The sequence below is a fragment of the Microbulbifer sp. S227A genome (genome assembly GCF_049800935.1).
The window spans coordinates 263208-274256 of the sequence record NZ_JBNAFZ010000009.1 but is presented as its reverse complement, the minus strand read 5'-3'; the positions used below and the strand labels follow the sequence as shown (position 1 = coordinate 274256).

At 59.4% G+C, this 11049-nt stretch carries 10 protein-coding genes and 1 pseudogene; 3 read left to right on the top strand and 8 right to left on the bottom strand.

The window, feature by feature from the left end:
- On the top strand, positions 1-622 hold a 622-nt coding region (locus ACP15R_RS20495), incomplete at its 5' end, for a TRAP transporter large permease subunit (RefSeq protein ID WP_424987922.1).
- Between the two features lie 134 nt (positions 623-756).
- On the opposite strand, the gene ACP15R_RS20490 is transcribed toward ACP15R_RS20495, so the two are convergent.
- Positions 757-984, bottom strand: a complete 228-nt coding sequence (locus ACP15R_RS20490; protein ID WP_424987921.1) for a hypothetical protein — start codon at positions 982-984, stop codon at positions 757-759.
- Positions 985-1564: 580 nt separating this feature from the next.
- On the opposite strand from ACP15R_RS20490, the gene ACP15R_RS20485 reads away from it, so the two are divergent.
- Positions 1565-2329, top strand: coding sequence for a delta-class carbonic anhydrase (locus tag ACP15R_RS20485; RefSeq protein ID WP_424987919.1), 765 nt, complete (start codon positions 1565-1567; stop codon positions 2327-2329).
- Between the two features lie 22 nt (positions 2330-2351).
- Positions 2352-3059, top strand: a pseudogene (locus tag ACP15R_RS20480) (TRAP transporter large permease subunit); the annotation flags it as partial.
- A 23-nt stretch (positions 3060-3082) separates the two neighbouring features.
- Here ACP15R_RS20480 and ACP15R_RS20475 read toward each other — a convergent pair.
- The 7 genes from ACP15R_RS20475 to ACP15R_RS20445 all read right to left on the bottom strand — a co-directional run bounded on the left by ACP15R_RS20475 (position 3083) and on the right by ACP15R_RS20445 (position 11049).
- Positions 3083-3832 carry a PepSY domain-containing protein gene (locus ACP15R_RS20475; RefSeq protein WP_224868152.1) on the bottom strand — a complete coding sequence of 250 codons (750 nt, stop codon included), beginning with the start codon at positions 3830-3832 and terminating at the stop codon, positions 3083-3085.
- A complete protein-coding gene (locus tag ACP15R_RS20470; protein WP_224868153.1) occupies positions 3829-4545 on the bottom strand; it encodes a PepSY domain-containing protein in 717 nt (238 codons plus the stop codon). The genes ACP15R_RS20475 and ACP15R_RS20470 overlap by 4 nt, the downstream gene beginning before the upstream one ends.
- 53 nt (positions 4546-4598) lie before the next feature.
- Positions 4599-5078 (bottom strand): YybH family protein, encoded by a 480-nt coding sequence (locus ACP15R_RS20465; protein ID WP_224868155.1) that lies wholly within the window; start codon positions 5076-5078, stop codon positions 4599-4601.
- Between the two features lie 19 nt (positions 5079-5097).
- Positions 5098-5880, bottom strand: coding sequence for a copper resistance D family protein (locus ACP15R_RS20460; RefSeq protein WP_424987918.1), 783 nt, complete (start codon positions 5878-5880; stop codon positions 5098-5100).
- Positions 5881-5959: 79 nt separating this feature from the next.
- The gene (locus ACP15R_RS20455; protein WP_224868159.1) at positions 5960-6316 is read right to left on the bottom strand and encodes a copper resistance CopC family protein; all 357 of its coding nucleotides are present in this window, start codon (positions 6314-6316) and stop codon (positions 5960-5962) included.
- 15 nt (positions 6317-6331) lie between these two features.
- Positions 6332-9463, bottom strand: coding sequence for an efflux RND transporter permease subunit (locus ACP15R_RS20450; protein WP_224868161.1), 3132 nt, complete (start codon positions 9461-9463; stop codon positions 6332-6334).
- Entirely contained in the window at positions 9460-11049 is a 1590-nt protein-coding gene (locus ACP15R_RS20445) for an efflux RND transporter periplasmic adaptor subunit (protein WP_224868163.1), read from the bottom strand. The genes ACP15R_RS20450 and ACP15R_RS20445 overlap by 4 nt, the downstream gene beginning before the upstream one ends.

Sequence of the window (11049 nt, the reverse complement as noted above, 5' to 3'; positions counted from 1 at the left end):
GCTGATGCTGCTGGTGCTCGGCTCGATCATTACCGGCGCCGCCACCCCGACCGAGGCTGCGGCCGTGGGCGCACTGGGTGCCGGCATCCTGGCCTGGGGGCGCGGCGCCCTGAACTGGTCCCGCGCCGGCGAAGTGGGGCAGAGTACCCTGCAGGTCACCGCCATGGTGTTCGCAATCCTGATCGGCGCCTCGCTGTTCTCGCTGGTATTCCGAGGCTTTGGCGGAGAGGAAGTGGTTACTCACTTCTTCGAGAGCCTGCCCGGCGGCGTCGTGGGTGCGACCCTGCTGGTGATGCTGGTGATCTTCCTGCTCGGCTTTATCCTCGACTTTATCGAGATCACCTTTGTGGTGGTGCCCATTGTCGGCCCGGTGCTGCTGGCCATGGGGCTGGACCCGGTGTGGCTGGGTGTGATGATCGCCCTGAACCTGCAGACGTCCTTCCTCACCCCGCCGTTTGGCTTCGCACTCTTCTATCTGCGCGGCGTGGCGCCGGTGGAAGTGGCCACGGGGGCCATCTACCGCGGTGTAGTGCCGTTTATCGCCATCCAGCTGCTGGTGATGTTGTTGCTTGCCGTTTGGCCTTCGTTGGCGACCTGGTTGCCGGAGTATGTGGCCAGGTGAAACCAAGGCTCCCCATGAACACAAAAATCCCCGACTGAAAGCTGGGGATTTTTGGACGGCTACCGAGGGTCGGATGAATATTGAATGCGTTAGAGTACCCTAACCCAATATTCACGGCGTGCGCTGGTCAGCACTTAAGGTTCTTCAGAAATATGCTGATCCAGCGCCGCCAACAACACCTTATGGCTGGCCTTCGTCTCTTCAACATGCCGGTTTAAAATTGCAATAAGGCCGGCGTGATCCTGAACCGTATCTTCAGCAGCATGCGCATTAATCGTATTAATCAAGTCTGCGTGGATTTGGTCGTCCTGGTCGATATGGGCAACTAATGCCGCGCGAATCGCTGCATGTTGTGGGGTCATCAGAAACTCCTCTACTCAAGAATGTAGGCACAATGCCGGTGCCGGCCGGATTGCGGATTGCGGATTGCGGATTGCGGATTGCGGATTGCGGATCGGATAGAGCTTGTGCTTAATCCCCTTTCACTTTAGCAACCGGAGAAAATACTTCCACCCGGGATTTTCATGACAGCGGCCCTGTTGACTCGCCCCGCGTTCCAATCTGAGGGTCTGCAGATACAACTCTGGTGGAGAGGCTGCCCGAATCTGAGTGTACCGTTACCACTGCTTTGAGTTTTCGCGCCTCACACCCAAACTTCACTAAACGTGCCGTATAAGTGCATACGCAGGAGATATCCGCCGGGTAGGCTTTTTCGGGGGAATCGACACTTAACTGACGCAGCAACTGATTCGTTATGGCCCAATATTAGCGCCAGAATTCATGCCTCGTTCCCTTTAGCGAAGCATATTCTCTGAGCCTCGGCACCACCTGAAAAAGCTGGCGGCAATTCAGACATCAAATGATCATTTTGTAACATCGATGTAACATTTTTCCTAAGCTCGTAGGCGGCAGTATTCAGATGATGTAGAAGTGCCGGATTAGGTGATTGATGCGCAAAATGATTTATTAATCATCAATACTGAGGGTAAGGGCTATGGCCCGCAGGGGCCACGTCATATTGAAAAAACGGAAGGTAATAACAAGCGTATTTTCAGTGAGGCTCCGCCATATGAAAAGATGAATTTGTGTAACATCCACTTTCATGAAGCGGCAGAGCACAAGGGCGGCGAATTCACCAAATATGCTGGGAATGGCGATGGGTTAGGTTTTGGGACTGGCTGGGAATATAGCGGTGAACTTTCCGATGAAGAAAAGACCCCGGTTAATTATTTCATTTGCCCCGGGAACAACGGCAGTTTGGAGGTTGGCGATACTATTGAAGTTCACTTTGTGCATAGTACTGCACAAGTTACCCCCGGCCCTACTCTCGGCGCGTGCCTGAGCGAATCCATCATTAATCCTCAGCTTCGAGTCGAGGCGCAGGTATACGTGATAGTCAATGATGATGCAGCCGGTGCAGACTTTGAACAACAAATGTATGTTGATGAAGTAAATGGCTATTGGCAAGCGCCCAACATCCCCAATGATACTGGCGATGCTGTTCAATATGAAGGCTCTACCACGGGACCGTCCTACAACACCAAAGGATCGCCGGTTCAGATATCTTGGTCAGTACGTCCCGAGGTTAAAAAAGTCACTGCCGAGTCGGTTAATAATTGGTGTGGCAATAACGTCTTTTATGAGTTTGAGGCACAGGGTGTCCGAAATCTAGTGAAGGCTCGTGAATTGCTTTCAGAAATTAACTGATGTAGAAAATTCGATGTTGCAGGCCGCCTTTTTGGCGGTCTGCAAATCCAAAGTTTCTTCACGAAATACTGAAACCGCGCCATTAAAACCGTCTCCGTCAGAGCTGATGCTGCTGGTGCTCGGCTCGATCATTACCGGCGCCGCCACCCCGACCGAGGCTGCGGCCGTGGGCGCACTGGGTGCCGGCATCCTGGCCTGGGGGCGCGGCGCCCTGAACTGGTCCCGCGCCGGCGAAGTGGGGCAGAGTACCCTGCAGGTCACCGCCATGGTGTTCGCAATCCTGATCGGCGCCTCGCTGTTCTCGCTGGTATTCCGAGGCTTTGGCGGAGAGGAAGTGGTTACTCACTTCTTCGAGAGCCTGCCCGGCGGCGTCGTGGGTGCGACCCTGCTGGTGATGCTGGTGATCTTCCTGCTCGGCTTTATCCTCGACTTTATCGAGATCACCTTTGTGGTGGTGCCCATTGTCGGCCCGGTGCTGCTGGCCATGGGGCTGGACCCGGTGTGGCTGGGTGTGATGATCGCCCTGAACCTGCAGACGTCCTTCCTCACCCCGCCGTTTGGCTTCTCGCTGTTCTACCTGCGCAGCGTAGCGCCGGAGTCCGTGGCCACCGGGGCCATCTACCGCGGCGTGATGCCGTTTATCTGCATCCAGTTGCTACTGATGCTGATGCTGATGCTGATGCTGGCACTGTGGCCACAACTGGCCACTTGGCTGCCCGGCCAGCTATAACGTCGCTACACCGGACATTCCCATCATGCCTGCCGCGCATGCCCGCTGCGCGGTCGGCTGCGGCGGGCGAGCGCCAGCCAGCGAAAATCCCGGCGGCTGACCCGGTAGAACAACAGCCAGACTCCGGACAGCACCAGCCACAGGGTGGCGAACCCGACCCCGATGAGCAGCGGATTGTTGAAGTCCTGGCGCTCGCTGTAATCCATGATGTGCAGCATCCACAGCACATCGAACAGGCGCCAGTAGTCGTTGCGCCGCTCCAGCACCCGGCCGTCCTCAGCGGAAACGTAGAGCGTGGTATTGAAGGTATCCGCCACCGGTACCCGCCATATCGGGCCGCGGTGCTTGCGCGCCTCCAGCCCGGCCGCCGGGAGGTATTCCGGTGTACCCAGCAGGGCATCAGCACCGGCGTAATCCCGTCTCGCGACGGCAAGCGCCATCGCCGCATCCACATCAACCAGTGCACCACTGGTCGCATCCCGCAGCTCCACGCCAGCCAATGTTTGGACCCGATACAGGTCGCGCCCGTGCAGGCGGCGCAGCTGTAGGTCCAGCACACTACCCCGGGTATATTTCTGCAGTAGCGCGGCCTGGCCGTAGGCGGCCACCGGCTGCTGCAGAGATTGCTGTGGCTGGTGTTCAGCGAGGTGGCGGCCGGAAACGATCTGCCCATCCAGCAGGCTAAAGCCGAGCCCGCTCACCAACCAGATGGCCAGCTGCAGCCCCACCAGCAGGCTCAGCCACTTGTGCAGTTTCAGTAATGTCGCTTTCATGCGCCCACCTCCTGAAGCTTGCGTCGCGGCCGGCGTGGCCTGAAGCGGAAGTACAGCAGGGCGAAACCGGTAGCCGTTCCGGCAAAAGTGAGCAAGGCCACGAAGCGCAGCAGGTTGTTGTGCACGTCTTCGCGCGCCTCGTAGTCCATGATGTGCAACATCCACAGGAAATCGAACAGACGCCAGTAATCGTGCCGGCGGGTGACCAGCTGTGCGCTTACCGGGTCTATGTACAGACTGGTGCCGTAGCGATCTGCAAAATCCACGCGCCACACCGGCAGGATGCGTGCCGGAATTTCCTGCGGTGGGTTTTCCGTAATCAGCTGTGTGCGACGGGGCAGGGCGTCACCGTTGTAATAGTACCGGGCCAGCGCCTTCGCCGCCTGCGCATCCAGCTCTGCTACCGGTGTGCCGGTGCCAGCGTCAAAGCGGTAGCTGCTGCCATCGGCCCGCACCAGGTAATAGGGCCGGCCCTGAATGGCCCGCAGGCTGACCGAGTCCACCCGGCCAAAACCGGCCAGCACCGATTCAGCGGCGACCGGCGTTACCGCTGGCAGCGGCTCCCGCTGGTTTTTTACCAGGTGGTCGCCGTGGATAAAGTCCAGGTCCACCACCACCATGTAGAAGCCACTCAGTGCCCATAGCAGTGCCTGCACACTGATCAGCAGGAAGACCCACTTATGCAATTTGCGAATAAAAGCGGCCGCTTTCATCATCGCCCCCGTTTGTAATAGTTATTCTGGGCATGCTTCCTCGGCGTCTCGCTCTAGTGTGACCAGTGGATGTATACGATTTTCCACTGCCCTTCGACTTTGCGCAAAACCAGGGACTCCATTCCGCTGATATCCATTTTTCGGCCCTTGTATTCACCGGTCGAGCGTGTGCGACCAGCTGACCATGCCATCTCTCCGCGCTGGGTTACCTGCAGCTCCAGCTGCTCAACCTGCAGCTGCTTTAGAAACTTGATATCGGATTTCATGTGATGGCTCGCATATTCCTCCAGCGAGCGCTCTGCCTTGCCACCTTCAAAAATCAAGACGTCGTTATGTAAGTGCTCCCGAAGTGTTTGCTCATCACCGCTGCGGAGCGCTTTGTGAAATCCAGTCACGACCTTGCCCGCGTCAGTGTCCATGCCGCCGAACAAGTTCGGGGTCTGCCGCTGTTTGTCTTCGCCATGTGCAGCCAGCGGGGGCGCAATTGTCAGGCAAAAAATGAAAGCCGCTGTGCGAAGTAATTCGATTTTCATAGTTATTTTCCAAATTAAATCAATGCTCCGGAGGACCAACAAGTGTAGTGAGATAAGCGGTACACAGTAGCACCGTGACTGCCAGGAAACTGTCCAGTAATAACGCGAACGCGAGTGGCCTGTGGCCCTGGCTTGTGGCCAGGCGCGGCACAAGGCGCCAGCGATTAACTGCCGCAACCAGCAACAGACACGCCACCAGCAATAACTTGGCACACAGGGCTAGGCTCCAGCCATCGTTCAGGCACAACACCTCTGTGCCGCCAAGACGAAATGCCATATACACACCGCAGGCCAACAGCAGCGCCAGAACCCAGGCCATGAAACTGGCGAACCGTTGCATAACCCGGACCAAGGCAGTCGTTTCCAGCACATAGCACAAGCGCCACAGCGGTAGTAGCGCGCCCATCCAGGTCGCGCCTGCCAGCGCATGCAGCAGCAGGACAGCCTTGCCGGCAAGATCCGCCTCGGCGCCATGCCCGGTGACGGTAAAACTCACACCATTGAGCAGCACCCCAGCCAGCACCAGCCAGGGTATCGCCGGTCTGGCGCGATCAGTTAAAAATACACCGAGGGCCGCCAGCAAAAATCCGACTATTCGTAGCGCCAAAGCGTCGCCACTGCCGAAATCCCACAGCATCCCCACATAAAACGGGTCTACCGCACCGCTTGTTCCGGCGCCGGCAAAGCTGCCAACCTGGGCGAAGAAAAACCCGCTGGCCGCAAAGAGGCCCCCAATAGCCCCGGACAGCAGGTAGCGCTGGCACAGTGACCTTGCGGAAGGCGCTATCGCATGCACCAACATGCCGCCTGCCAGCAACGCGAAACTCGCGTAATAGAGGCTCTTGGTGGCCAGCTGCAGCCACTCCCAGCTCCCCAATGGATTAATTCACGTGCTGCATAAACTGGAAACTGCCGCTCATCTTGTGACCATCAGCGCCCATGGCAACCCACTCGACCTTGTAATTGCCCACCGCTAGTTTGGGCAGCGCAAACTCGAGCGCGGCGCTCGGCACCCTTGCCGGCTGGAAGGAAAAATCGATGTTGCCGTGTTGTTCGGCGCTCAGTATCAGCTTGACCAGGCGCACCGGCTTGTTGAATGTCAGGCTCAGGGCCGCCGGGCTCTGCTGCAGCATGCTCCCGTCCGCCGGCACGCTTTCGACGAGCTTTGCGTGTGCCGCGGCCTGTAATGACGCCAGCCCCAGCAGTAGAGAGAAAACAGCGATAAGGATATTTTTCATAAGTAAGCTCCGGTATTAACTAATTTGGTTTTGCAGCGTTCGCGACTTCCACAAACGGTAGACGGCGGGCAGCACGATCAAGGTCAGCAGCATGGCACTGACCATACCCCCCACCATCGGCGCAGCAATCCGCTGCATCACCTCCGAACCAACCCCGGAGCCAATCATTACCGGCACCAGGCCGATAAATACGGTGGCGGTGGTCATCAGTACCGGGCGCATGCGCTGACCGGCGCCGTAGCGGATGGCATTGCGCAGGTCTTCCTGCGTTGGCTTGTGGTCAGCAGCCTCACAATCGGTCTGCACCTGTTTCCAGGCCTGGTTGAGGTAGACCAGCATGATCACACCGATCTCTACCGCCACCCCAGCCAGCGCAATAAAACCTACGCCGACCGCGACCGAAAGGTTGAAGTCGAGCCAGTACAGTAGCCACAGGCCGCCGATCAGCGCCATTGGCAGGGTGCCCATGATGATCAGCACCTCGCCTACATGGCGGAAGCTGAAGTACAGCAACAGCACGATGATGCCGAGGGTGATGGGTAACAGCAGACTCAGGCGCTCGCGGGCGCGCTCCATATATTCATACTGTCCGGACCACGCCAGGGAATAGCCGGGCGGCAGCTCCAGCTCGTCGTCCACCAACTGTTGCGCCTCCGCCACCCAGGAACCCAGGTCGCGGTCAGCTATGTCGATGTAGATCCAGCCATTGGGGCGGGCGTTCTCGGTCTTGATCATCGGCGGACCGCTCTGCACTTCGATGGTGGCCACGTCACCCAGGCTCAGGTGGGTGCCGTTGGGGGCGACCAGTGGCAAGCCACGCAGGCTCTCGGGCGAATCTCGCCATGCCTGTGGATAACGCATGTTGATCGGGTAACGCTCCAGACCCTCGGTGGTTTCGCCCACCTTTTTGCCGCCCACCGCGGTATCGATAACCGTCTGCACGTCCTGGATGTTCAGGCCGTAACGTGCGGCGGCGCTGCGGTCGATGTCGATATCGATATAGCGGCCACCCTCCACGCGCTCGGCGAATACCGACGCGGTGCCAGGCACATTTTTCAGCAGAGATTCCAGCCGGGTGGCGATTTGCTCGATCTGGTGCAGGTCGGCACCGGCCACCTTGATGCCCACGGGAGTCTTGATCCCGGTGGCCAGCATGTCGATGCGGGTCTTGATAGGCATCACCCAGGCGTTGGTGACCCCGGGTAACTGCACCGCTGCGTCCAGCTCCGCGCGCAGTTTTTCCGAAGTCATGCCCTCGCGCCACTGATCGCGGGGCTTGAAGCGGATAATGGTCTCCACCATGGTCAGGGGTGCCGGGTCGGTGGCGGTTTCCGCGCGCCCCATCTTGCCCCACACCTGAGCCACTTCCGGTACCTGCATGATCATCTTGTCCGTCTGCTGCAACAGTTCGCGGGCCTTACCGATGGAGATGCCGGGGTGGGTGCTGGGCATATACATCAGGTCACCCTCGTCCAGCGGCGGCATAAACTCACTGCCGGTGCGGGACAGGGGGTACAGCGCGCTGGCAAGCAACACCAGTGCGGCAAAGACGACGAGTAACGGGTGGTGGATTGCCAGTTCCAGGGCGGGGCGGTAGACGGCGGTAAACGCGCGGTTGATCGGGTTGGCCTGTTCCGGCTTCACGTTACCGCGCACCAGATAGCCCATCAGCACCGGCACCAGGGTGATGGCAAGACCCGCAGCCACTGCCATGGCGTAGGTCTTGGTATAGGCCAGCGGCGCAAAGAGACGCCCCTCCTGACCTTGCAGTGCAAACACAGGCAGGAAACTGAGGGTGATGATCAGCAGGCTGAAGAACAGCGGCGGCCCCACTTCACTCGCAGCCTCACCGACGACTTGCCAACGGTTCTCATCCGTGAGCGGGGTGCGCTCCATATGCTTATGCAGGTTTTCGATCATCACGATGGCACCATCCACCATAGCGCCAATGGCGATGGCAATACCGCCAAGGCTCATGATGTTGGCGTTGATCCCCTGCAGGTGCATCACAATAAAAGCGCCGATGATACCCAGCGGCAAACTGATGGCAATCACCAGCGACGAGCGCAAGTGGAACAGGAACAGCGCGCACACCAGCGCCACCACAATGAATTCTTCCAACAGCTTGTGCCACAGGTTTTCCACCGCGCTGTCGATCAGCTCACTGCGGTCGTAAGTGGGGACGATTTCGACCCCCTCAGGCAGGCTGCGCTGTAATTCGTCGAGCCGGTTACGCACGCGATCGATGACCGCGCGCGCGTTCTCGCCAAAGCGCATCACGATGACGCCGCCAACTGCCTCGCCCTCGCCATTGAGTTCCGAGAGGCCGCGACGCATTTGTGGTCCCAGATGCACATCCGCCACATCCCGCAGCAGCAGCGGGGTACCACTATTATTCACCAGCAGCGGCAGCTGACGCAGGTCTTCGACGCTTTGGATATAGCCGCTGGCGCGCACCATGTATTCGGCTTCTGCCATTTCCACCACTGAGGCGCCGGATTCACGGTTGCCACGCTCGATGGCCGCCTGCACCTGGGCCAGAGTGAGGTCATAGGCGCGCAAGCGCAACGGGTCTACCTGCACCTGGTACTGTCGCACCATACCGCCCACGGTGGCCACCTCGGACACCCCGGGCAGAGTCTGCAGCTCGTACTTGAGGAACCAGTCCTGCAGCGAGCGCAGTTGTGCCAGGTCATGTTTGCCGCTGCGGTCCACCAGGGTGTAGCTGTAGATCCAGCCCACACCGGTGGCATCCGGGCCCAGTTCCGAGCGGGCAGCGGCGGGAAGCCGCGGGGCCACCTGGCTCAGGTATTCCAGCACTCGGGATCTTGCCCAGTAGAGGTCCACATCGTCGTCGAAAATGACATAGACATAGGAATCACCAAAAAACGAATACCCGCGCACCGTGTGCGCACCGGGCACACTCAACATCGCGGTGGTCAGGGGATAGGTAATCTGGTCTTCCACCACCTGTGGCGCCTGGCCGGGGTAGCTGGTTTTGACGATCACCTGCACATCGGAGAGATCCGGCAGCGCATCCACCGGCGTGTTGCGCAGGCTATAGAGACCGGCGAGGGTCAGCACCACCGCGCCGATCAGCACCAGCGCGCGGTTGTGCAGGGACCAGTGGATGATACGTGCGATCATTTCTGCGGCTCCTGCGGTTCGGAATGATCCATCTCATCGTGGTTCATGTCGCCGTGATCCATCTCCGAGTGTTCCATGTGCTCATGGCCCTGGTGTCCCGGCGTCAGGGAACTACCGGCCAAAGCGCGCGTGGCAATCACCTCGTACTTGCCATCATCGCGCTGGCGCATCTGCACCCGCACTGGCGCGCCGCTTTCCAGAGCCTCGCGCAACGCCTGTTGCGCGGCTTCCGCTATGTGGAAACCCATCACCATGCCGGGCCAATCCCACGCCGGTACCGGGCCGTGCTCGAGGCGTGCGTAGTGGTTGTCGTCAGGCATACTGAGCACCCTGGCCTCGGCCCACGCAGTTTCATTGTTTACTGATTTTTTGCTGCCGTTAGCGCCGCCTTCGCCCTCGATACGCTCAAGGTCGGCGCTAATGCTGGATTCTGAGTCCAACAGAAACTGGGCCGAGGTAACCACCTTGGTACCGGATTCAAGTCCGGCGAGGATTTCCACCCACTTGCCCAGCTCGCGGCCCACCCGCACACGCACCGAGCGGTAACGGCCGTCGCCCTCGGCAATCACCAGCCGGTCCATGTCACCGGTGCGGATCAGCGCGCTGCGCGGCACCGTCAGGGCATTGATCTTCCTTCCTTCGAACTGCAGACGCACAAACATGCCCGGGCGCAGGGATTTGTCCGGATTGTCCACCAGCACTCGCACACGCAGAGTACGGGTCTTGGGATCCAGATCCGGGAGTATGTGCACGAGTTTGCCGATCCAGGTGCGGCCGGGGGCAAAGTCACCCTGCAGGGTGGCAGTATCACCCACCTGCACTTGCGCACCTTGCTTCGGGAACAGCTCCCCCTCCACCCACACGGTGTCCAGCGGGCCGATACTCATCAGGGTGGTGGCGGGAGTGATATACATACCGTCGCGGGCGGAAAATTCGTTTACGTAACCATCGGTAGGCGAGTAAAGGGTGATGGTCTGGCGCACCTGCCGGGATTTATCCAGAGCGCGCACCTGCTCGGTGGGGACACCGAGACTGTCCAAGCGCTCGCGGGTTGCCTCGATCAGGGTGCGGTTGCCACTCTCGAGCGCTGCGACCAGTTCACTCTGCGCCTTCACCAGCTCCGGCGAGTAGATCGCCACCATTGGCTGGCCTTTGCGCACACGGTCGCCCACTGCCTTAACCCAGCTCTTGTGCACCCAGCCGCTCAGACGGGTGTGCACGTGATGGAGCTTGTCCTCGTCCAGCTGCACCAGGCCTACGGTGTCCACTTCGATATTCACCGGGCCTTTCTCCGCCACGGCGGTGCGCACACCCAGATTGTTTTCCACCTCGGGAGCAATGGATACAGTGCCCGGTTTGGCTTCACCCTCGTCGCCCTCGTAGACAGGTACCAGATCCATGCCCATGGGTGACTTGCCGGGGCCGTCGCGGCGGTAGTTGGGGTCCATGGGCGCGACCCAGTAGAGAATTTTCTTTTCTCCACGAGCGCCATCGGTGTTGTCGTCACCACCAGGCAGTCCACGCCCCATGAAAATGCCGACTACCAGGGCGATGATGGCGAGCGCGACGATCGATACTTTGTTCAT

Excerpts from the sequence above, each read along its gene's own strand:
- ACP15R_RS20465 (WP_224868155.1), bottom strand. The coding sequence starts at position 5,078 with ATGAAAATCGAATTACTTCGCACAGCGGCTTTCATTTTTTGCCTGACA.
- ACP15R_RS20460 (WP_424987918.1), bottom strand. The coding sequence starts at position 5,880 with ATGTTGGTGCATGCGATAGCGCCTTCCGCAAGGTCACTGTGCCAGCGC.
- ACP15R_RS20445 (WP_224868163.1), bottom strand. The coding sequence starts at position 11,049 with ATGAACAAAGTATCGATCGTCGCGCTCGCCATCATCGCCCTGGTAGTC.
- ACP15R_RS20450 (WP_224868161.1), bottom strand. The coding sequence starts at position 9,463 with ATGATCGCACGTATCATCCACTGGTCCCTGCACAACCGCGCGCTGGTG.
- ACP15R_RS20490 (WP_424987921.1), bottom strand. The coding sequence starts at position 984 with ATGACCCCACAACATGCAGCGATTCGCGCGGCATTAGTTGCCCATATC.
- ACP15R_RS20470 (WP_224868153.1), bottom strand. The coding sequence starts at position 4,545 with ATGAAAGCGGCCGCTTTTATTCGCAAATTGCATAAGTGGGTCTTCCTG.
- ACP15R_RS20475 (WP_224868152.1), bottom strand. The coding sequence starts at position 3,832 with ATGAAAGCGACATTACTGAAACTGCACAAGTGGCTGAGCCTGCTGGTG.
- ACP15R_RS20455 (WP_224868159.1), bottom strand. The coding sequence starts at position 6,316 with ATGAAAAATATCCTTATCGCTGTTTTCTCTCTACTGCTGGGGCTGGCG.